Raw genomic sequence first — 21,017 nt, forward strand, 5'->3', positions numbered from 1 at the left:
GTTTTCGAGGCAGACGACCCGCGCCAAATCCGATTGTCTTTGCAACCGGCACGCGAGGGAAGACTGGAGGCGCCGGATGGGGCGCCGGAGTCGGAACCGGACAGAGTCATGAATTCGCGCGTATCGTGGAGTGTTGACGGCATCGATCCATCCGTCCGGGAGCGGGCCGAAGCTGCTGCGCGTCGCGCCGGCATGTCACTCAACGATTGGCTGAACTCCACGCTCGGCGAGACCGCCCCGCCAAACTTTCGCGGACTTTACGACCAGCGTCCGCAAGCCCAGAACGTCCCGAGCCAGGTACCGACTCAAGTACCGAGCCAGGAAAGCCGCGAAGTTGCCGACATCCACCAGCGGCTCGACGCCATCACCCAGCAGATCGAGCGGATTTCAAAGCCCGCGCCGCGGCAAGATTCTTCGCGACAAGATACTCCGCGACAAGACGTTTCGCGCGAGCAGGGCGTTGCGCGCCAGCTCAACGACGCGATCTCGCGGCTCGATGCAAGGCTGTCGCAAATCTCAAAGCCGCAGCAGGCTCCGGCACCACGACAGGCCCCCGTTGAAACGCGCCAGCGCCAGGCCGATGCGGTCGAGCGCGCGGCAGCACAGGTCTATCGCAACTCACCGCCCCTGAGCCCCGCTTCGTTCGACGTCGCGGTGGCCGAGATCACCGCACGGCAGAGCGAGCTCGACGGCTTTACGCCCAGGCAGATGCCGCCGCGCGCCGCGCCGCCGATCGCGCCCGCGGCAGCTCCTTACGCGCCCCCGATGGCGCCGCCCGCGCCTGCCTATGCTCCGCCGCCACCCCAGCCGGGGCCGGATTTCTCTGCGCTTGAGCGCCATCTGCTCAAGATCACGAGCCAGATCGAATCGCTGCAGCGCCCTGACAATACCGAGCAGGCGATCAACACGTTCCGCAGCGAGCTTGCGGAGATCCGCAACGCCATCACCGAGGCGATGCCGCGCCGCGCGATCGAATCGATCGAGAACGAGATCCGCTCGCTGCATCGGCGCATCGACGAGACCCGCTCCAACGGCACCGACGGTCAGGTCCTGTCCGGCATCGAGCACGCGCTGTCCGAGATCAAGCAGGTGCTCCGCACGCTGACGCCGGCCGAGCAGCTCACCGGCTATGACGAGGCGATCCGCAATCTCGGCGCCAAGCTCGATCTGATCCTGCGCGCCAATGACGATCCGTCGACGGTCCGCCAGCTCGAAGGCGCGATCTCGGCGCTGCGTGGCATCGTCTCCAACGTTGCCTCCAACGAAGCGCTGGCACGGCTCTCGGACGACGTGCAGCTGCTGTCGTCCAAGGTCGACCAGGTCACCCGTGCGTCCGGCCAAGGCGACAGTTTTGCGGTGCTGGAACAGCGCATCGCGGCGCTCACCGCCGCTCTGGAAACGCGCGAGCGCCCTCAACCATCCGAGAGCAGCGAGCAGCTCGAAAGCGCGATCCGCGCCCTGTCTGACCGTTTCGATCGCATGCAGGTCGGCAACGACTCGGCTTCGACCTTCGCTCATCTTGAACAGCGGGTCTCGTATCTGCTGGAGCGGCTCGAGGCCGCCTCCGATCCGCGCAACGGCAATTTCAGCCGCGTCGAGGACGGGCTGCACGACATCCTGCGCCACCTGGAGCGGCAGCAGGCGACCTATTCCGCGCTGGCCGAGAGCCGCAACTCCGCGCCGCCCGCCGATTCCGGCATGGTCGATCTCGTCAAGCGCGAGCTCTCCGACATCCGCTTCAGCCAGGCCGAGACCAACCGGACCACCCAGGATTCGCTGGAGGCCGTCCACAACGCCCTTGGCCACGTCGTCGATCGTCTCTCGATGATCGAGGGCGATCTTCGCAATGTGCGCACCGCGCCGCCCGCCCCTGCGGCGCAGCCGATGCCGATGCCGATGGCCGCTCCCATGGCGCCCGCGCCGATGGCGCACGAGCCGCGGCCGCAGCAACAGCAGCACCCGAAATACGATCCGAAGCCCGAGCTGCCCAATCCAGCCGCCGCGCAGGCGGCGCACGCCGCCTTCGCCGCCGCGCCGCGCGAATTCCAAGCCGCCGCGCCGGCGGCGCCGCCGCCGATGCCGATGGCACCGCCGGTTCCGCCACGCGCGATCAGCGAAATCCTGGAGCCGCATACCGCGCCCACGCGCGCCGCGCTTGCGCCCGAACTGCCGCCGGATCATCCGCTCGAGCCGGGCACAAGGCCGGGTGCACGCATCGCCACGCCGTCCGAGCGCATCGCTGCGTCCGAAAGCGCAATCAGCGAAATCCCGGCCGCGCCCAAGGAGCCGGTGTCGTCGTCGAGCTTCATCGCTGCCGCGCGCCGCGCAGCGCAAGCCGCCGCCGCGCAGCCACCCGAGAAAACCGGCCGGGCCGCCAAGGCGTCTGCCGGTCGCGCCAAGGACAAGGGCCAGGAAGGCGGGTCGACCATCACCTCGAAGATCCGCTCGCTGCTGGTCGGCGCGAGCGTGGTCGTGATCGTGCTCGGCACCTTCAAGATGGCGATGAACCTGCTCGATGGCAGCAGCTCGTCGCCAGCGCCGCAGGCGATGGAGAATACGTCGAGCGAGCCCGCGCCGCGAGCCCTGCCGTCCATTGAGAACAAGCCCGCCGCGCCAGAGCAGGTCACGCCCTCGATGACCTCGCCGACGCCGATCGGAAAGCAGTCGCAGAACAATGCCGCGCCGGGGTCCGTGACGAGCCCGAGCGGCACCGCTTCGGTCGAAATCCCGCAAACCGCGGCGCCAACCCCGCCTGCGGCGTCGAGCGACGTCACCGGCGCGCTGTCGGGCACGAGCCGCGCGAAACTCGCGATGATCCAGGTGCCGCCGACCGAAAAGCTGCCTGACGGCATCGGTGGCCCCGGCTTGCGCACCGCCGCGATGAAGGGCGATGCGACCGCGGCCTACGAGATCGGCGTGCGCTTTGCCGAGGGCAAGGGCGTGGCCGCGAATTACGACGAAGCCGCCAAATGGTACGACCGTGCGGCGCAGGCCGGCGTCGTGCCCGCAACCTTCCGCCTCGGGACACTCTACGAAAAGGGTCTTGGCGTGAAGAAGGACGCCGACATCGCCCGCCGCTACTACACGCAGGCGGCCGAGCGCGGCAACGCCAAGGCGATGCACAATCTCGCGGTGCTCGACGCCGATGGCGGCGGACGCGGAGCCAATTACAAGAGCGCGGCACTGTGGTTCCGGAAGGCCGCCGACCGCGGCGTCGCCGACAGCCAGTTCAACCTCGGCATCCTCTATGCCCGCGGCATCGGGGTCGAGCAGAACCTCGCCGAGTCCTATAAATGGTTCACGCTCGCCGCCGCCCAGGGCGATGCGGACGCGGCCGGCAAGCGCGACGACGTCGCCAAGCGGCTCGACCCGCAATCGCTCGCCGCCGCCAAGCTCGCGATCCAGACCTTCAGCGCCGAACCGCAGCCCGACGACGCCGTCAATGTTGCGGCCCCGAACGGCGGCTGGGACAGCGCCCCGCAGGCCAACGCGAAGCCTGCGCCGAAGCCGGTTGCCGCCAAGCGCGCGGCCTCGGCTGTGCATTAATCGGTTTAGTACGCTTTCTCCTCTTGTCGTCGCCCGGCTTGACCGGGCGACCCAGTATTCCAGAGGCGTCGGTTGGATACGGAGAAGCTGCGCCATAGTGGATGCCCCGGTCAAGCCGGGGCATGACGGCGGAGAAGGTGGCGGAGAAGGTGGCGGAATGCTCGGTTCGCTGCGAGCCGTGATCTGATCTCTCTTAGCCCATTCACCACGCCTGAAATTCCTGGTCCCGCCGGCCACCGAATTCCGCTATTGAAGGGCGCGGCAATCGTTCTGCCCTCCTGCGAGCATTCCGCGCAATCGATCCGTCTCGCGGGAAGCGTGGTCTCTCGATGCAGCTCTATCTCCCGATCGCCGATCTTCCGGTCAATGTCTTCCTCGTGCTAGCGATGGGCGCGGCGGTCGGCTTCGTCTCCGGCATGTTCGGGATCGGCGGCGGCTTCCTGATGACGCCGCTTCTGATCTTCATCGGCATCACGCCGGCGGTCGCGGTCGCCTCCGTCGCGAGCCACATCGCCGCCTCGTCCTTTTCCGGCGCGCTCGCCTATTGGCGGCGACGCGCGATCGACCCGGCGCTGGCAAGCGTGCTGTTATGCGGCGGCGTGACCGGGACGGCGCTGGGCGTGTGGACCTTCACGCAGCTGCGTGCGCTCGGCCAGCTCGATCTGATGATCGCACTGTCCTACGTCGTGCTGCTCACCACCGTCGGCAGCCTGATGTTCTCCGAAGGCCTGCGCGCCCTAATGCGGACCCGGCGCGGCGCGGTGCCGCCACGACGCACCCACAACTGGATCCATGGCCTGCCGCTGAAGATGCGGTTCAAGCGTTCCAAGATATACCTCTCGGTCATTCCGGTCGTGATCATCGGCGTCCTGATCGGCTTCATCGGCGCCATCATGGGCATCGGCGGCGGCTTCATCCTGGTGCCGATCATGATCTATCTGCTGCGGGTGCCGACCTCGACGGTGATCGGCACCTCGATGGTCCTGACGCTGGTCACGATGCTGTTTGCGACCCTGCTGCATGCGGTGACCAATCACCTCGTCGACGCGGTGCTGGCGCTGATCCTGATGGTCGGCGGTGTCACCGGCGCGCAGTTCGGCGCACGCGCCGGTCAGAAGATCCGCGGCGAGCAGCTGCGGCTGCTGCTCGGCCTCTTGATCCTCTCGGTCGGCGTTCGCTTCGCCATCGAGCTGGTGATCCGGCCCGAAGACCTCTTCACCATCCGCGAGCTGGGGGTGAACGGATGATGCGCACAGCTCTCGCGGTCCTGCTCGTTCTGCTGCTCGGCTCCGTCGCACGCGCCGAGCGGCTGATCGTGTCGGTCTCCAACCATCGCGTCACGGTGACGCCGAATTATTCCGGCGAGGAGCTGGTGCTGTTCGGCTCGGTCGAGAAGGACGCCTCCACGCCCGCCGATCGCAAGAGCTACGATCTCGTCGTCACCGTGATGGGCCCGCGCGCCGAGATGGTGACGCGGCGCAAGGAGCGCACCTTCGGGATCTGGATCAACACCGACTACCGCCAGTTCCTGGAGGTGCCGAGCTATCTCGCGCTATTTGCCAACCGCTCCTTCGATGTCATCACCTCGCCCGAGATCGCGCGGCGTCAGCAGATCGGGCTTAACAACGTGCTGCTGACCCAGCGTGTCAGCGGCGACTATGCCGATGTGGTGCCTAACGACGTGTTCCGCTCCGCCTTCATCCGCCTGCGCACCCAGCGCGGTCTCTACCGCGAGGATCCGAGCGCGGTGACATTCCTGACGCCGACGCTGTTCCGCACCGGCATTCCGCTGCCGGCGGAGGTGCCGATCGGCACTTACGAGGTGGAGATCAAGCTGTTTGCCGACGGCGCGTTCATCGGCAAGACCGAGACCGCGTTCGAGATCGTCAAGGTCGGCTTCGAGCAGTTCGTCGCCACCACCGCGCGGCAGAACGGCCTGATCTACGGCCTCGTCACCGCCGCGATGGCGCTGATGACGGGATGGATGGCTTCGATCGTGTTTCGCAAGGATTGAGGAGACTACGCTCTCTCCTCTCGTCGTCGCCCGGCTCGACCGGGCGACCCAGTATTCCAGAGGCCTGCGTTAGGCGACTCGCTCTCACAATTACCGCCGCGGCGTACTGGATGCCCCGGTCAAGCCGGGGCATGACAGTCGGGGCTACGGCGCCTGCACCACCGTCGGCACGCCGGGCTCGAGCAATCGCAGCCGCGTCCCGAAGCCGAGCACGTCGAAGGTCTTGCGTAGATCCTCGCTGTTCTGGCGGAAATGCGCCCAACCCTCCGTATGAACCGGCACGATCATCGCATCGGGGAAGGCGCGCGCGGTCTCGATGGTGTCGTTGGTGTCCATGGTCAGATGGAACGGCCCGCGCGTTTGCGCGGCGCCGGCGAAAGGCATCACCACGCCGCATTTGAAACGGCGCGCGACCTCGGCGACGCCGTCGAACCAGGTGGTGTCGCCGCTGATGTAGACCGATGTGGTGTCGGTCCGGCTCGACGACACCACGAAGCCGATGACGTCGCCTGACAGCGGCTCGATGCCGGCCGGCCCGTGACGCGCCGGGGTCGCAGTAATCGTCAGCGAGTTGCCGTCACGATCTTTCAGATGCGCCGTGCCCCACGGCGCCAAACCTTCGACATGCCCGCCGAGGCGCTGCGCGCCGGCCTCGGTGGTCAGCACGCGCTTCACATGTTTGAGAAAGTCGCGGCCGGAATTGTCGAGATTGTCCGAATGCTGGTCGTGGCTGAGCAGCACGGCATCGATCGGGCCGATCGCATCGGCCTTGAGCGCAGGGCCGATCGTCTTCTCCAGCTTCACATGCGGCAGCTGATAGGCGGTGTGCGCGTCATCGAAGGTCGGATCGGTGAGCAAACGGAAGCCATCGATCTCGATCAGCGCAGTGGGACCGCCGATCAGGGTGATGGAAATGGGCATGATGGACTCCTCTTACGAGACGGATTTGGCGGGCCGCGTCACCAGGTAGATGCCGAGTGCGACCGGGATGATTCCGAGCAGATCGCGCGCCTCGACATGTTCGCCGAGCACGAGATACGCAAACAGCATGCCGAGCGGCGGCATCAGGAAATGATAGGCACTGGCAGCCGTCGCGCCACACACTTTCAAGAAATGAAACCAGAGCCAGTACGCCAGGATCGAGCCGCCGAGCACGAGGAAGGCGAAGGCGCCGATCAGGCCCGGCGTGAAGTCGATGGCATGAACGTCGGCGAAGGTGAGCGCCACCGGCGTCAGCACGATGCCGGCGGCAAGATTCTGCACGCCATTGCCGACCCACAGCGAGCCCTTCGGCGCGAGCAGCTTGAACAAAATGGTGCCGGCAACGAGAGAGGCGAGCGAGGCCAGCGTGAACACGATGCCGTGCAGCGAGTCGGTGCCGACCGCCAGGCGGTGCCAGACGATCAAGGTCACGCCGATGATTCCGAGCAGGAGGCCGCTCGCCTTGCGCCAGGTCATGCCTTCGCCGAGCAGAAGCGCGGCGAGGCCCGCCGTGAACACCGGATTGGCCGACACGATCAGGCCGCCGAGGCCGGCGGAGACCGATTGCAGTCCGGTGTAGCCGAGGCCGAGATAGAGCGCGTTGTTGGCGACGCCGAGCACGGCGAAGATCGCGGCATCGCGCCAGGACAGCGACCAGTCGTCGCCGCGGACCAGCGTGGCACCGAGGATCAAGATGCTGGCGAGCGAGAAGCGCGCGGCGAGCAGGATCAGCGGCGGGCAATGGGTCACGCCGATCTTGCCGGCGACGAAGGCGTAGCTCCAGAGCAGGCAGAACAGGCCGATGGCCAGCGGCAGCGTGTTGAAGCGGCTGCGCGGAACGGCAAGCGAAGGGGCGAGCGACATGAGGGGCATTCTCCTGAGCCCTCGATCTAGGGAGCCGGCTTGTCATTTGGAAATTAAATGATTAACTTCCAGCCAGTGGATTTTCGAATGGAGGCAGCCATGCTCGATCTGGAGCTCCTGCGCAGCTTCGTGTCGGTGGTCGATGCCGGCGGCTTCACCCGCGCCGGCGAGCGCGTCCATCGCACCCAATCGACCGTCAGCCAGCAGATCAAGCGGCTGGAGGAGGATGTCGGCCAGGTCCTGCTGCATCGCGACGGCAAGGACGTGCGCCCCACCGAAGCCGGCGAGCGGCTGCTGTCCTATGCGCGGCGGTTGTTGTCGCTTGCGGAAGAGGCGCGCGACGTGCTGCGCCAGCCCGACGGCGAAGGCGCAATCCGGCTCGGCATCCCCGAGGACTTTGCGGCGTATCGGCTGGCGAAACTGCTCGGCGCGTTCTCGCGCTCGCATCCGGGCCTGCGGCTCGATGTGCGCGCCGACCAGAGCAAGAATCTCGCCCGCGACCTCGATCGCGGCGAGCTCGATCTGGCGCTGTTCAAGCGCGCGGCCGGTGAGAAAGGCGCGATTGCGGTGTGGCCGGAGCAGGTGCACTGGGTGACCAGCAAGAGCCATCCGATCCACGCCGATGTCGCCTCCGTGCCGCTGATCGGCTTTCCGCTCGGCTGCCTCTACCGCGCCGGCGCCATCCATGCGCTGGAAAGCGCGGGCCGCATTTGGCACATGTCCTATACGTCATCGAGCCTGGCCGGCATCCAGGCCGCGGTCGCGGCCGGCATGGGCTTGAGCATCCTGTCGGAGATGGCGATCCAGTCCGACCACCGCGTGCTGAGCGCGAAGGACGGCTTTGCGCCGATCAACCGGACCGAAGTGGCGCTGATGGCCGCGCCGGGCGCAAGTCCCGCGACGTTGCGGCTGGCAGATCGGCTGGCGGAGTTCTGCGACGACGTGCAGGCGAAAGCGGCTTAGCTGCACCGTGACGCGGCGATCGCGTGGACGCGGCGGTCGCCGAGCAGGTGCGCGACAAAACCGTTCATTGGAAAGATCTTTGCAAACGCCACATCGCGGATGCTGAGGCCGCCGGCGTAGGCGCCGAAGGCGGGCATCACGGCACGCTCGCCGTCACAGGCGAAACAGCGGCGCTCCATCGAGCGGCCGCGCGCGGAGACACGCGCCTTGGGATGAAGATGGCCGGCGATCTCGCCGCTCGCGCCCGTCGGCTCGTGGCGGAAGGTGATCGGACCGATCGCAACTTCGTCGGCGACGGTGCCGCCGAGATCACGCGGCAGCGCCGGATCGTGATTGCCTGAGATCCAGATCCAGTCGCGGCCAGCCTGCAAGGCGGCGACCGCGTCGCGATCCTCCGCCGACAGCCGTCCATGCGCCGTGCGATCGTGAAAACTGTCGCCGAGCGCGATGACGATTCGGGGATCATGGCGGGAGATGACAGCAGCGAGACGACTGAGCGTCGCGATGGTGTCGTAAGGCGGCAGCAGCACGCCGCGCATGGCGAAGCTGGAACCTTTTTCCAGATGCAGGTCGGAGACGACGAGCAGGCGCTGCTCTTCCCAGAATAGCGCGCCGGAGAGATCGGCCGCGAAGGTCACGCTGCTGATGCTGACATTCGAAACGCGCATGTCCTCGATATCCCCTGAAACCAGCGCGCCTGCCCCCACGTCAAAACCTGCTGTTATCCCATCGCCTCTTTGACGAGCTCGTCGGCGGCCTCCGCCAGGAGCTCGTCTCCAGCTTCGCCATAGACTGACTCGCGGCCGATTTCCAGCATCACGGGGACGGCGAGCGGGGAGACGTGGTCGAGTTCCCGATGCGTGATGCGGCCCCGGATGCGGGTGAGCATGTCGCTGAGGCGTCGCAGATCGAGCAGGCCAGTGGCGGCATCGGCACGGGCGGCGCGCAACAGCACGTGATCGGCCTGGTGCTTGCGCAGGACGTCGTAAACGAGATCGGTCGAGAACAGCACCTGACGGCGGCTCTTCTCCTCACCGGTGTGCCGCCGCGCAATCAGGCCGGAGATGATCGCGCAATTGCGGAACGTGCGCTTCATCAGCGCGGATTCGGCAAGCCACGCTTCGAGGTCGTCGCCGAGCATGTCGGGATCGAACAGCGCGTCGAGGTCGATCCTGCCGTCCCGGATCATGGAGGACATGTCGCCGAGCGCCCAGACCGCGATCGCATATTCATTGGCGACGAAACCGAGCGGCCGGGCGCGGGCGCGCTCCAGCCGGCGCGTCAAGAGCATGCCGAGCGTCTGATGCGCGAGACGGCCTTCGAAGGGATAGCAGACGACGTAATGCTTGTTGGCGCGGGGAAAACTCTCGACCAGCAGCTCGCGCACCGCCGGCACGCGCGAGACGTCCTTTTGCAGCGACAGCCAGTCGCGCACCTGCTCCGGCAAGGCGCCCCACGCGCGCCCGTCATCGAGCAGGCGGCGAACCCGTTCGGCAAGATAGGTCGAGAGCGGAAACTTGCCGCCCATATAGGACGGCACCTTCGGGTCCTTGTCGTTGGCGCGCGAGACATAGACCTGGTCTTCGACCAGGGTTTCGTAGCGCACCACCTCTCCTGAGAACACGAAGGTGTCGCCCGGGCTGAGACCCTCGATGAAGGCTTCCTCGATCTCGCCGAGCAGCCTGCCGCCGCGCGCGATCACGCCGGTCGACCCGCCTGCTTTTCCTTGACCTCCGCCGCGCGAGCGCACCAGCCGCACCTTGAGCATGTCGTCCTCGACGATGGTGCCGACATTCATCCGGTAGCTCTGCCGCACCCTGGGATTGGCGACGCGCCAGCGTCCCTCCTTGTCCTGCTTGATCCGCGCGAAACGCTCATAGGTCTTCAGCGCGTAGCCGCCGGAGGCGACGAAATCGACCACGTCGTCGAAGTCCTGCCGCGTGAGATCGGCGTAGGGCGCGGCGGTGCGGACCTCACCGTAAAGCTCGTCGGAGAAAAACGGCTCGCCGCAGGCGCAGCCGAGCACGTGCTGGGCCAGCACATCGAGCGCACCCAGGCGCAGCGGCGGCGTGTCCTGCGCATTCTCCGCGATGGCGTCGATCGCGACGCGGCACTCCAGCACCTCGAATCGGTTCGCGGGCACCAGCACCGCGCGCGAGGCTTCGTCGAGCCGGTGGTTGGCGCGGCCGATGCGCTGCATCAGGCGCGAGGAGCCCTTGGGCGCGCCGATATTGACGACGAGATCGACGTCGCCCCAGTCGACGCCGAGATCGAGCGAGGAGGTACAGACCACGCCGCGCAGTTTGCCCGCCGACATCGCGTCTTCGACCTTGCGGCGCTGGGCGACGTCGAGCGAGCCGTGATGCAGCGCGATGGCAAGATTGTCGTCGTTCATGCTCCAGAGATTCTGGAACAGCATCTCGGCCTGGCTGCGGGTGTTGACGAAAACCAGCGTGGTCTTGTTCGCCTTGATCAGCTCGTAGATCTCGGGAAGTGCGTGGCGCGCACTGTGGCCGGCCCAGGGCAGGCGTTCGCGCGTGTCCATCATCTCGACCAGCGGCGGTGCGGCGCCGCCGGCAAGGACGATGTCGGCCGCCGCTTCCTTGCCGCCGGGCTGCGGCACCAGGAAGCGCGCCAGCGATTCAGGCTCGGCCACGGTCGCCGACAGGCCAATCGCCCGCATCTGCGGCGCCAACCGCCACAGCCGCGCGAGTCCAAGCGACAGCAGATCGCCGCGCTTGGACGTCACCAGCGCGTGCAGCTCGTCGAGCACGATGCGCTTCAAGGAGGAAAACAGGAACGGCGCGTCGTCGGAGGACAGCAGCAGCGCAAGCTGCTCCGGCGTCGTCAGCAAAATGTCCGGCGGATAGCGCCGTTGCCGCTGCCGCCGCGACGTCGGCGTGTCGCCGGTACGGGTCTCGATCTTGATCGGCAGCGCCATCTCGGCGACGGGGCGCTCGAGGTTGCGCGCGATATCGACCGCGAGCGCCTTGAGCGGCGAGATGTAGAGCGTGTGCAGGCCGCCGGTGCGTTGCAGACTGCGGCCGGTGGAGATCACCGATTTCGCCGAAGCTTTGGGCGCGGAGCTCAGCTCGACCAGCGTCGGCAAGAATCCCGCCAGCGTCTTGCCGGCGCCGGTGGGCGCGATCAGCAATGCGGATCGGTCCTCGCGCGCCTTCTCCAGCAGCGCCAATTGATGCGCGCGCGGCGACCAGCCGCGGGCCGCGAACCACGCCTTGAAGCGGTCGGGCAGCAGCGCGGCAGGTTCGACCGGGATTTTGCGGATGCGGGGCGGCACGGCATCACAGGTAAGCCGTGGGGACGGGTTCGTCGAGGGGGTGAACGACGAGGGCGATACTGCCGTTCCCTCTCCCCTTGTGGGAGAGGGTGGATCGCCGCGAAGCGGCGAGACGCGTGAGGGGTATCTCTCCGCGAAAGAGCATCGTTCGAGTACGCGGAGAAAGCCCCCTCATCCGGCGCTTCGCGCCATCTTCTCCCACAAGGGGAGAAGAAAGCGCCCCTACTCCGACATCGGCTTGTCGGAGATGTCCCAGTCCTTGCCGGTGAAGGTGGAGATGAAGAGCGTCTTCATCGGCGTGTAATCGTCAGGCGTGTAGTCGTAAGTGACGCCGTCGAGGAAATAAGGCGAGTGGAAGCCTTTGAGGTTGGAAGCCTGCTTCAGCACGTTGGCGCGGGTGAGCTCGTCGCCGCAGCGGCGCAGGATCTCGCCCATGGTGACGGCCTGGCCGTAGCCGGCGAAGGCGATGGTGTTGTCTTGATCGATCGCCGGCGTGTACTTCTTGCGCAGCTCCTCGAACGCCATGACGTCGGGGTCCTTCTCCCATTTGGGCAGGCCGACTTCCTTGTTGTAGCGGATGGCGACGATGCCGGCGGCGTTCTCGAGGCCCGCGGCATTGAGGATGGAGCGGCCGGTCGAGCCGGCCGACAGCAGCTGCAGCGGCTTCCAGCCGAGCTCGGCTACTTTCCGGATCGACTGCGACGAGGCCTTGCCGGTGGAGATGTTGTAGAAGACGTCCGCACCCGACTTCGAGAGGTTGATGAGCTGGGAATCGACCGTCGGATCGGTCAGATCGTAGGTCTGCTCCATGATCACCTTGGCGGTGCCGCCGGCGTCTTCCAGAACCTTCTTGAAGGGGCCGAGGAAGTCGCGGCCGAAATCGTCGTTCTGGTACAGGATGCCGACCTTCGCGTTCGGCTTCACGCTGACGACGTGCCGCGCCAGGATCCGCGCCTCGGTCGGATAGAGCGGCAAGCCAGCCATCGTCCATTTGAACTCTTTCGGGTTATTCCACTTCGACGCGCCGGTGTTGAGCAGCAACTGCGGCACGCCCTTCGAGTTGAGGTATTTGTGCACGGCGGTCTGCGGCGCGGTGCCGAGCGAGCCGTAGAGCGCGAGCACCTCCTCCTGCTCGACCAGGCGCCGCGTCGCCTCGACGCATTTCGGCGCGCTGTAGGCATCATCCATGGTGAGGAATTTGACCTTGCGTCCGTTGATGCCGCCCTTTTCGTTCAGCATCTGGAAATAGGCCTCGCCGACGCGCCCGAGCACGCCGTAGAGCGAGCCGGGGCCGGAATGCGGCACGGTCTGCCCGATCTTGATCTCGGTGTCGCTGGCGCCGGAATCGTATTTCTTCTCCGCGGCCCAGACATAGGGCGCGGGCAAGGTGGAGGCCGCGATGGTCGCGAGCGCGGCGGCGCTGAAATCGCGCCGCGATGGATTCCTGGTCATTGTTTGTTTCTCCCTGGTGCGCGCATTGTGCTGGCATCGCCGCACGGCTCGCAAGTGGGAAGTCGCGGCTTTGCGACGCAATGACGCTTAAAGCGCCGCTTATAGCGCCTAAACTCAAGTTTTCTCGGCGACCACGACGAGGCCGCCCACCGGTTCGTTGTTCTCGGTGCGTGGCGAGGCCTGCTCCAATGTGAGGAGCTTGAGGCCGGCCTTCGCCATCGCATCGCGCACATATTCGGCCGAATGGGCATAGCGCAGGCCTTCGCCGAGAACGATGCCGCTGCCGTCATGGGTCTCCAGCGTGAACGCAAGCACGCCGCCGGGCGCGAGCACGCGCCTGGCTTCGCCGAGCACCGGTGCGAGATCGGGGAGATAGACGAACGCATCGGCAGCGACGACGAGGTTTGCGCTCGCCTCGCTCCTGCTGCGCAGGCCTTCGATCATGTCGGCGACTTCGAGCTCGGCATAGAGGCCGGTGGCTCGCGCCTCCTTGACCATGCCGGGCGACAGATCGATGCCGATGAACTGGTCGACCTGTTTGGCGAAGGCGGCGGCCGCGAGCCCCGTACCGCAGCCGAGATCGATGGCGCGCTTGAACAGGGCGGGCTTCTTCGCGGCGACGCGGGCAGCCACCACCGCCTTGAAGATCAGCGACGGCGCGCGATAGCCGAGATCGTTGATCAGCACGTGCTCGAAGCGCGGGGCGTATTGATCGAACAAGGCCTGCACATAGGCCTTGGGCATCTCGGACAATTGCGCATCGCCGAGGCGTATCAGATGCAGATGAGCGCCATGCTGATCGCTCGGGTCGGACTCGCGCGATTTGCGAAAGGCCGCAATGGCCTTGTCGCGCTCGCCGAGTTGCGCGCGGATTTCGCCGAGCGTGAACCAGGCCGAGGTGAAATTCGGCGCAATCTCGATGGTCTGCTCCAGCAGGTCGGCGGCGGCCGCCAGATCGCCCTTGAGCTGGAGGTCGCGCGCGAACTCGAAGCGGCGGTCAGCCATGAGATCGCCGGAGGTCAGGAACAAGCGCAGGGGCATTGTGGGAACCAGGGAACGAAGCGGTGATGACTCGAAGATGCGGGGTCGCGACCTATATAACAGGCATGCGTCCGCAAGACATCCTGCTGCCAGTTGCCGCCGGCCTATGCTGTAAGCCGGGCGGCTTCCATATCGACCCCGTCCGGCCGGTCGAGCGGGCCGTGATCACCCACGGCCATTCCGACCATGCCCGCGCCGGCCACGGCGCGGTGCTGGCGACGCAGGAAACGCTGGACATGATGCGGCTGCGCTATGGCGAGAATTTTGCCGGCTCCACCCAAGCAATCCACTATGGCGAGGAGATCCGGCTCGGCGACGTCAGCGCGAAGTTTCACCCGGCCGGCCATGTGCTCGGTTCGGCGCAGGTCGCGGTCACCTGCAAGGACACCTGCATCGTCGCCTCCGGCGACTACAAGGATGCGCCCGACCCGACCTGCACGCCGTTCGAGCTCGTACGCTGCGACGTCTTCATCACCGAGGCAACGTTCGGCCTGCCGGTGTTTCGCCATGGCGATGCGGCCGACGAGGTCAAGAAGCTGCTGGCGTCGGTGGCGCTATTTCCGGAGCGCGCGCATCTCGTCGGCGCCTATTCGCTTGGCAAGGCGCAGCGCGTGATCGCTCTGCTGCGCCAAGCGGGTTACGACGCGCCGATCTATCTGCATGGCGCGATGGAGAAGATCACGCATTACTATCAGAGCCGCGGAATCGAGCTCGGCGAGTTGCGGCCGGCGAAGGGCGTCAAGAAGGCGGCGCTCGCCGGCACCATCACGCTGGCGCCGCCCTCTGCAACATCCGATCTCTGGACCCGCCGGTTTCCCGATCCCGTCACGGCATTCGCCTCTGGCTGGATGCGGGTGCGCGCCCGCGCGCGGCAACGCGGCATCGAGCTGCCGCTGGTGATCTCGGATCACGCCGATTGGGACGGCCTCACCGCCACGATCGCCGCGACCGGTGCCGGCGAGATCTGGGTTACCCATGGCCAGGAAGACGCGCTGGTGCATTGGTGCCAAAGCAAGGGTTTGCGGTCGCGGCCGCTCGATCTCGTCGGCTATGGCGACGAGGAGGAGACCGAGACGCCGCTCGCTGACGAGGCCGAAGCATGAACCGCTTCGCCGAACTTCTCGACCGCCTCGCCTACGAACCCGGCCGCAACAACAAGCTGCGGCTGATCACGAGTTATTTTCGCGAGGTCGCCGATCCCGATCGCGGCTACGCGCTGGCCGCGCTGACCGGTGCGCTGAGTTTCAAGCACGCAAAACCTTCTCTGCTGCGCGATCTTATCGCCCAGCGAACTGACCCGGTCTTGTTCGGCCTATCCTGGGACTATGTAGGCGATCTCTCCGAGACAATCGCGCTGATGTGGCCGAAGGCCGTGGGTGTCCACAACAACCCACCTCCCCCAACCCTCACCGAGGTGGTCACCACCCTGCGCACCCTCGGCAAGACCGAGCTGCCGAAGCAGCTCGAGCGCTGGCTCGACGAATTGGATGAGACCGGCCGCTGGGCGCTGTTGAAGCTCGTCACCGGCGCGTTGCGCATCGGCATCTCCGCGCGCCTGGCAAAGACCGCGGCCGCCGCGCTCGGCGACAAGGACCCGCATGAGGTCGAGCTGATCTGGCCCGGTCTCGCGCCGCCTTATCTCGACCTGTTCGCCTGGCTGGAAGGCCGCGGCGACAAGCCAGTCAATCGCGATCCCGCGCCGTTCCGTCCTGTCATGCTGGCGCATGCGATCGAGGACACCGATTTCGCTGCACTCGATCCCGCCGACTACATCGCCGAATGGAAATGGGACGGCATCCGCGTGCAGGCGGTGGCCGGCCGCGACGAGCACGGCCACATCACCGCTCGGCTCTATTCGCGCACCGGCGAGGACATCACCGGGAGCTTTCCGGACCTCGTGCCGTCGCTGCGGCTGCCCGGCGCCATCGACGGCGAGCTTCTGATCCTGCGCGAAGGGCGCGTGCAAAGTTTCAATTTTCTGCAGCAGCGGCTCAACCGCAAGGTCGTGTCTCCGAAGCTGATCAAGGAATTTCCGATTCATCTGCGCGCCTACGATCTGCTCGGCGACGACGAGAACGATTTGCGCGAGCTGCCTTTCGCGGAGCGGCGCGAACGGCTGGAGACCTTCATCGGTAAGCTCGACGATCCCCGCATCGATCTGTCGCCCACCGTCGCCTTCGCAAGCTGGGAGGCGCTGACCGCAGCACGCGCCGATCCCGCCAGCGCTGGTGCGGGCGAGGACGCGGACGCCGTCGAAGGCGTGATGCTGAAGCGGCGCGACGCACCCTATCTGCCGGGGCGGCCGAAGGGACAATGGTGGAAATGGAAGCGCGATCCGCACATCATCGACGCCGTGCTGATGTATGCGCAGCGCGGCCACGGCAAGCGCTCGTCCTACTATTCCGACTACACCTTCGGCGTTTGGACCGCAGGGCCGGGCAGTGACGAACTGGTGCCGGTCGGAAAAGCCTATTTCGGCTTCACGGACGAGGAGCTGCTCCAGATCGACCGCTTCGTGCGTCGCAATACCACCGAAAAATTCGGCCCCGTCCGCCACGTCGTGCACGAGCCAGACAAGGGGCTGGTGCTGGAGGTCGCCTTCGAGGGGCTGCAGCGCTCACCACGGCACAAATCCGGCGTCGCGATGCGCTTTCCCCGCATCAGCCGGCTGCGCTGGGACAAGCCGCCGCGGGAGGCCGACCGGCTGGAAACGCTGGAAAAGATGCTGAAAGCGGAGGCGGCCGAGGTTGAGGCTTAAGAAGCCCCGGGCGTGTGCTTGCCCGAATTAAAATCCCGTAAGCCGATTGACGCCCCCTCACAGGTTCCCCATGTCCCCGCCTTGCCCTATGATAGGTCGAATCCCCTGAGGAGTTTGAGATGGCCCACGACGTCAGAGATTTGCCGGCCGGCCGCAGTGACGGCCTGCACCGCTTTCTCGGCGGCTCGCCGCTGGCGGTCGCGTTTCGCCTGGTGCTGCTCTCGATCCTCGTCGGCGTCGTGCTGGCGGCGATCGGCTTCGACCCCTGGAATATCATCTTAAGCATTCGTCTTCTGTTCCAGCGTTTGTGGGATCTCGGCTTCGATACCGTGAACTGGCTGTGGCGCTACTTCCTGCTCGGCGCTGTCATCGTGATTCCGATCTGGCTGCTGATGCGCGTTTTCGGCGCGCCACGCAGGTAAAGGATTTGGAGCTGGCGGCCGATGCAATTGCGCTTTGTCGGCTGCGGCGACGCCTTCGGATCCGGCGGCAGGCTCAATACCTGCTTCCACGTCTCGGGGCGCGAAGCCAACTTCCTGATCGATTGCGGCGCGTCGGCTTTGCCGGCACTGAAGCGGCTGGAGATCGACCGCAATGAGATCGATCTCATCCTGATCACGCATTTCCACGGCGACCATTTTGCCGGGCTGCCGTTTGTCCTGCTCGACGCACAATTCTCGCGGCGGACGCGGCCGCTCACGATCGCCGGCCCCAAAGGCATCGAGACGCGGCTGCGTGAGGTGATGGAGGCTCTGTTCGAGCACTCCTCGAAGACGAAACAGCGCTTCGAGCTGTCCGTCGTCGAGCTCGCGCCCGAGCAGAGCCAAAGCTTCGGCGCGGTGACGGTGACGCCCTATCCCGTCGTGCACGGCGAATCCGGTGGACCGTTCCTCGCTTATCGCGTCGAAGCCGAGGGTCGCACGCTGGCCTACAGCGCCGATACCGAATGGACGGAGACGCTCATTCCGCTGGCGCATGGCGCCGACCTTTTCATCGCCGAAGCCTATATGTACGAGAAGGTGGTCAAGAATCACCTCAGCCTGACGACCTTGGAACAGCACCTTCCCGAAATCGGCGCAAAACGCCTCGTGCTCACCCATATGAGCGAAGACGTGCTGTCGCGCCTCGACGACATCGCCCATCTCGCCGCCGAAGACGGCATGGTGCTCGTGTTCTGACATGCACGCACCCGTTCACTTGAAGATCGGTTCCCGTCAGGTCTTCGCCATCGCAGGCCCGGCGATGGTCGCCAACCTCACCACGCCACTGATCGGCGTGGTCTCGACCACCGCGATCGGACGGCTGGACGACGCCGCGCTGCTCGGCGGCGTCGCCATCGCGTCCGTCATCTTCGATTGCCTGTTCTGGCTGTTCGGTTTCCTGCGCATGAGCACGCTCGCCTTCACGGCGCAGGCGCTCGGCGCCGGCGAGACGCGCGAGCTGACCGCGATCCTGGTGCGCGGCTTCATCGTCGCCGGCTTGATCGGCGTAGCACTGATCGCGCTGCAACTGCCGCTGGCCACCGTGCTGTTCGACCTGATGGGCGGCAGCGAAGGCGTCACGCGCGCGGCGAAAACCTACTTCGTGATCCGGATCTGGTCGGCGCCGCTGGCGCTCGTCAATTATGTTATCCTGGGCTGGCTGGTCGGCCAGGCTCGCGCCAACCCGGCGCTCGCGCTCCAAATCGTCATCAATCTCGTCAACGCGGCGGCGACGATCCTGCTGGTGCTGGTCTACGACACCGGGATCGCAGGTGCTGCGATCGCAGCGCTGCTGTCTGAAGCGGCCGGATTCGGCCTCGGCATGATCGTCTGCCGCCGCTATGCGGACGGTGGGTTCGCGGTGCCGTACGCAGAGCTGTTCGACCGGGCCAAGCTGATGCGGCTGCTGGCCGTGAATTCCGACATCCTGATCCGTACCGCGGCGCTGATCGCCGTGTTCTTGTTCTTCACCGCCAAGGGCGCGCGGGCCGGCGACGTCACGCTGGCCGCGAATTCCGTGCTCAACAATTTTCTGCTGGTCAGCGCCTTCTTTCTCGATGGTCTAGCGAACGCAGCCCAGCAGCTTTGCGGCCGTACGCTCGGCGCACGCGACGCCAGGGGATTTGCTGATTCGACCCGGCTGGTGCTGCTATGGGGGCTCGGCTTCGCGCTGGTCGTGTCCGCGCTATTCGCGGTATTCGGGCCGAACTTAATCGATTTCATGACGGCGAGCGAAAGCGTCCGTCGCGGCGCGCGGGAATTCCTGCCGTTCGTCGTGCTCGCGCCGATTCCCGGCGTGTTCGCCTTCGGCTTCGACGGCATCTATATCGGCGCGACCTGGGCGCGTGAGATGCGCAATCTGATGCTGGCCTCGCTCGCGATCTTCCTCGCCACATGTTGGGCGCTGCAATCGTTCGGCAATGCCGGGCTGTGGAGCGCGCTGATCGCCTCCTACGTCTCGCGCGGCGGCTTGCAGGCCGCGCGCTATCCGGCGCTGTACAGGAAGACGTTTTCGAGGTCGTAGCTCTCGTGTCCCGGACACGCTGCAGGGTGAAACGCTGCTGCGCGGAGCCGGGACCCAGAATGCCGCGAGCGTGGGCCCCGGTTCAGCAGTGCATCACTAACGTGCTGCGCTGCGCTCGGGGCACGAGACCGCCTACATCCCCGGCCAGTCTTCCGCCGTCAGCGTGGCGGCGTCGGAGCCGACGATCTCGGAGAGAGAATCCCGCCCCGTCCGCAATAGGGTCGAGGCGAGGTCACGCTTGATCTCGTCGACGATGCCGAGGCCCTTGTAGACCAGCGACGAATAGAGCTGGATCAGGCTCGCGCCGGCGCGGATCTTCGTCAGCGCGGCGCCGCCCGAGTCCACCCCCCCGACACCGATCAGGGGGAATGCGCCCTCGACGCGCACATAGGTCTCCGCGACCATCCGCGTCGACAGCCGGAACAGCGGCCGGCCGGACAGGCCGCCCTGCTCCTTGGCGCGCATCTCCTCGCGCAGCGTACTCGGCCGCGCGATCGTGGTGTTCGATACGATCATGCCATCGACCCGGCGCGAGCGCGCGACCTGCACGACGTCGTCGAGCTGGGCGAGGCTCAAATCCGGCGCGATCTTGAGCAGCACCGGCGTGTCGCCGGCGCTCTCGCGCACCCGCTGGCGCGCGTCGATCACCCTGGCGAGGAGATCGTCGAGCAGCGCGCCTTCCTGCAGATTGCGCAGGCCCGGCGTGTTCGGCGAGGAGACGTTGACGGTGAAATAGCTCGCGACCGGCGCAAAGGTCTCGATCAGCTTGACGTAATCATTGACCCGATCGGGCGAATCCTTGTTGGCGCCGACATTGACGCCGACGATGCCGCCGTGCTGCGCGCGCGCCGCAAGCCGGCGCAGGGCTGTCTCCGCACCGTCATTGTTGAAGCCCATGCGGTTGATCACGGCCTCGTCGCGCTCCAGACGAAACAGCCGCGGTCGCGGATTGCCGCTTTGCGGCTTCGGCGTCACCGAGCCGATCTCGACGAAGCCGAAGCCGAGCCGCAGCAGCGCATCCGGCACTTCGGCGCTCTTGTCGAAGCCCGCGGCCATGCCGATCGGATTGGGGAAGTTGAGCCCGAACGCACGCACCGCAAGCTTGGGATCGTCAGCGTGCGGCTTGCCCGGCGGCAGGAAGCGCAGGCCCTGGATCGCGAGGCGATGCGCATCCTCCGGATCGAGCCAACGCAGCACCGGCAGCGAGAGAGCGTCGAAAGCGCGGATCACGGGGCAAGCTCCGGAACATCGTGGCCGCCGTCGGAGCGCGTGTTGAGGTTCATCACAGCCATCACCGCGCCGAGATCGAGCTCGCCATAGAGATGCGGAAACAGCTCCTCATTGCGCGAGCGCTCCCAGCGCAACGCGCTGCCGAGCGCATCGCCGTCGACCTCGACCAGGAACAGCGCGCGCTGCCCGACATAATGCTTCTGCAGGGTCTCGGGAACCTGGGCGGCGGTCGAGAAATGGATGAATCCGTCGCGCGAATCGTCCGCGCTGCCGCGATAAACGCCCTGCCGTTCCGCCTCGCGCCAGGCCGAGGCCGGACAGATTTTGTAGATCTTGACCACCGCTTACGCAGCCCTGTTTGCCCG

At 66.2% G+C, this 21,017-nt stretch carries 17 protein-coding genes; 9 read left to right on the top strand and 8 right to left on the bottom strand.

The features are described from left to right. Positions 1-108 precede the first annotated feature (108 nt). The 3 genes from IVB19_RS34320 (at position 109) to IVB19_RS34330 (ending at position 5,560) form a co-directional block, all read left to right on the top strand. The gene (locus tag IVB19_RS34320) at positions 109-3,546 is read left to right on the top strand and encodes a tetratricopeptide repeat protein (RefSeq protein WP_247364182.1); all 3,438 of its coding nucleotides are present in this window, start codon (positions 109-111) and stop codon (positions 3,544-3,546) included. 329 nt (positions 3,547-3,875) lie between these two features. Beyond that, complete coding sequence (locus IVB19_RS34325) at positions 3,876-4,793, top strand: sulfite exporter TauE/SafE family protein (protein WP_018460022.1); 918 nt, start codon at positions 3,876-3,878, stop codon at positions 4,791-4,793. Beyond that, positions 4,790-5,560 carry a TIGR02186 family protein gene (locus tag IVB19_RS34330; RefSeq protein WP_018460023.1) on the top strand — a complete coding sequence of 257 codons (771 nt, stop codon included), beginning with the start codon at positions 4,790-4,792 and terminating at the stop codon, positions 5,558-5,560. Before IVB19_RS34325 ends, IVB19_RS34330 begins: the two co-directional genes overlap by 4 nt. A 144-nt stretch (positions 5,561-5,704) precedes the next feature. Here IVB19_RS34330 and IVB19_RS34335 read toward each other — a convergent pair whose 3' ends face one another. After that, positions 5,705-6,481, bottom strand: coding sequence for an MBL fold metallo-hydrolase (locus IVB19_RS34335; protein ID WP_018460024.1), 777 nt, complete (start codon positions 6,479-6,481; stop codon positions 5,705-5,707). A 12-nt stretch (positions 6,482-6,493) separates the two neighbouring features. Then, positions 6,494-7,405: a DMT family transporter gene (locus IVB19_RS34340; protein WP_247820790.1), complete on the bottom strand. Its 912-nt coding sequence runs from the start codon at positions 7,403-7,405 to the stop codon at positions 6,494-6,496. Between the two features lie 99 nt (positions 7,406-7,504). On the opposite strand from IVB19_RS34340, the gene IVB19_RS34345 reads away from it, so the two are divergent. Beyond that, positions 7,505-8,368 (top strand): LysR family transcriptional regulator, encoded by an 864-nt coding sequence (locus IVB19_RS34345; protein ID WP_026233925.1) that lies wholly within the window; start codon positions 7,505-7,507, stop codon positions 8,366-8,368. On the opposite strand, the gene pdeM is transcribed toward IVB19_RS34345, so the two are convergent. The 4 genes from pdeM to IVB19_RS34365 form a co-directional block, all read right to left on the bottom strand. After that, entirely contained in the window at positions 8,365-9,036 is a 672-nt protein-coding gene (pdeM, locus tag IVB19_RS34350) for a ligase-associated DNA damage response endonuclease PdeM (protein ID WP_018460027.1), read from the bottom strand. The two genes, IVB19_RS34345 and pdeM, sit on opposite strands and share 4 nt — an antisense overlap. Positions 9,037-9,089: 53 nt before the next feature. After that, positions 9,090-11,666 (bottom strand): ligase-associated DNA damage response DEXH box helicase, encoded by a 2,577-nt coding sequence (locus tag IVB19_RS34355; RefSeq protein ID WP_018460028.1) that lies wholly within the window; start codon positions 11,664-11,666, stop codon positions 9,090-9,092. A 222-nt stretch (positions 11,667-11,888) separates the two neighbouring features. Beyond that, complete coding sequence (locus tag IVB19_RS34360) at positions 11,889-13,118, bottom strand: ABC transporter substrate-binding protein (RefSeq protein WP_085384950.1); 1,230 nt, start codon at positions 13,116-13,118, stop codon at positions 11,889-11,891. Between the two features lie 114 nt (positions 13,119-13,232). Further along, on the bottom strand, positions 13,233-14,159 hold the full coding sequence (locus tag IVB19_RS34365; protein WP_018460030.1) for a methyltransferase domain-containing protein: 927 nt from the start codon (positions 14,157-14,159) through the stop codon (positions 13,233-13,235). A gap of 65 nt (positions 14,160-14,224) precedes the next feature. Here IVB19_RS34365 and IVB19_RS34370 point away from each other — a divergent pair, with 65 nt between their 5' ends. From IVB19_RS34370 to IVB19_RS34390, 5 genes are all read left to right on the top strand, one after another. Further along, positions 14,225-15,262 (top strand): ligase-associated DNA damage response exonuclease, encoded by a 1,038-nt coding sequence (locus tag IVB19_RS34370; RefSeq protein WP_018460031.1) that lies wholly within the window; start codon positions 14,225-14,227, stop codon positions 15,260-15,262. Next, a complete protein-coding gene (locus IVB19_RS34375) occupies positions 15,259-16,917 on the top strand; it encodes an ATP-dependent DNA ligase (protein WP_018460032.1) in 1,659 nt (552 codons plus the stop codon). Before IVB19_RS34370 ends, IVB19_RS34375 begins: the two co-directional genes overlap by 4 nt. A gap of 119 nt (positions 16,918-17,036) precedes the next feature. After that, positions 17,037-17,339: a DUF6460 domain-containing protein gene (locus IVB19_RS34380; RefSeq protein WP_018460033.1), complete on the top strand. Its 303-nt coding sequence runs from the start codon at positions 17,037-17,039 to the stop codon at positions 17,337-17,339. Between the two features lie 21 nt (positions 17,340-17,360). Beyond that, positions 17,361-18,095, top strand: coding sequence for an MBL fold metallo-hydrolase (locus IVB19_RS34385; protein ID WP_018460034.1), 735 nt, complete (start codon positions 17,361-17,363; stop codon positions 18,093-18,095). A 1-nt stretch (position 18,096) separates the two neighbouring features. Next, the gene (locus IVB19_RS34390; protein ID WP_026233928.1) at positions 18,097-19,422 is read left to right on the top strand and encodes an MATE family efflux transporter; all 1,326 of its coding nucleotides are present in this window, start codon (positions 18,097-18,099) and stop codon (positions 19,420-19,422) included. A 132-nt stretch (positions 19,423-19,554) separates the two neighbouring features. On the opposite strand, the gene IVB19_RS34395 is transcribed toward IVB19_RS34390, so the two are convergent. Next, positions 19,555-20,652 (bottom strand): quinone-dependent dihydroorotate dehydrogenase, encoded by a 1,098-nt coding sequence (locus tag IVB19_RS34395; protein WP_018460036.1) that lies wholly within the window; start codon positions 20,650-20,652, stop codon positions 19,555-19,557. After that, entirely contained in the window at positions 20,649-20,993 is a 345-nt protein-coding gene (locus IVB19_RS34400) for a DUF952 domain-containing protein (protein ID WP_018460037.1), read from the bottom strand. Before IVB19_RS34400 ends, IVB19_RS34395 begins: the two co-directional genes overlap by 4 nt. Between the last annotated feature and the right edge of the window lie 24 nt (positions 20,994-21,017).

The organism is Bradyrhizobium sp. 187 (assembly GCF_023101005.1).
GTDB classification, from domain to species: domain Bacteria; phylum Pseudomonadota; class Alphaproteobacteria; order Rhizobiales; family Xanthobacteraceae; genus Bradyrhizobium; species Bradyrhizobium canariense_D.

What these genes read in the sequence shown, in the direction of transcription:
- IVB19_RS34370 (WP_018460031.1), top strand. Translation starts at nt 14,225, where the DNA reads ATGCGTCCGCAAGACATCCTGCTGCCAGTTGCCGCCGGCCTATGCTGT.
- IVB19_RS34325 (WP_018460022.1), top strand. Translation starts at nt 3,876, where the DNA reads ATGCAGCTCTATCTCCCGATCGCCGATCTTCCGGTCAATGTCTTCCTC.
- IVB19_RS34340 (WP_247820790.1), bottom strand. Translation starts at nt 7,405, where the DNA reads ATGTCGCTCGCCCCTTCGCTTGCCGTTCCGCGCAGCCGCTTCAACACG.
- IVB19_RS34320 (WP_247364182.1), top strand. Translation starts at nt 109, where the DNA reads ATGAATTCGCGCGTATCGTGGAGTGTTGACGGCATCGATCCATCCGTC.
- pdeM (WP_018460027.1), bottom strand. Translation starts at nt 9,036, where the DNA reads ATGCGCGTTTCGAATGTCAGCATCAGCAGCGTGACCTTCGCGGCCGAT.
- IVB19_RS34335 (WP_018460024.1), bottom strand. Translation starts at nt 6,481, where the DNA reads ATGCCCATTTCCATCACCCTGATCGGCGGTCCCACTGCGCTGATCGAG.
- IVB19_RS34330 (WP_018460023.1), top strand. Translation starts at nt 4,790, where the DNA reads ATGATGCGCACAGCTCTCGCGGTCCTGCTCGTTCTGCTGCTCGGCTCC.
- IVB19_RS34360 (WP_085384950.1), bottom strand. Translation starts at nt 13,118, where the DNA reads ATGACCAGGAATCCATCGCGGCGCGATTTCAGCGCCGCCGCGCTCGCG.
- IVB19_RS34380 (WP_018460033.1), top strand. Translation starts at nt 17,037, where the DNA reads ATGGCCCACGACGTCAGAGATTTGCCGGCCGGCCGCAGTGACGGCCTG.
- IVB19_RS34385 (WP_018460034.1), top strand. Translation starts at nt 17,361, where the DNA reads ATGCAATTGCGCTTTGTCGGCTGCGGCGACGCCTTCGGATCCGGCGGC.
- IVB19_RS34345 (WP_026233925.1), top strand. Translation starts at nt 7,505, where the DNA reads ATGCTCGATCTGGAGCTCCTGCGCAGCTTCGTGTCGGTGGTCGATGCC.
- IVB19_RS34390 (WP_026233928.1), top strand. Translation starts at nt 18,097, where the DNA reads ATGCACGCACCCGTTCACTTGAAGATCGGTTCCCGTCAGGTCTTCGCC.
- IVB19_RS34375 (WP_018460032.1), top strand. Translation starts at nt 15,259, where the DNA reads ATGAACCGCTTCGCCGAACTTCTCGACCGCCTCGCCTACGAACCCGGC.
- IVB19_RS34365 (WP_018460030.1), bottom strand. Translation starts at nt 14,159, where the DNA reads ATGCCCCTGCGCTTGTTCCTGACCTCCGGCGATCTCATGGCTGACCGC.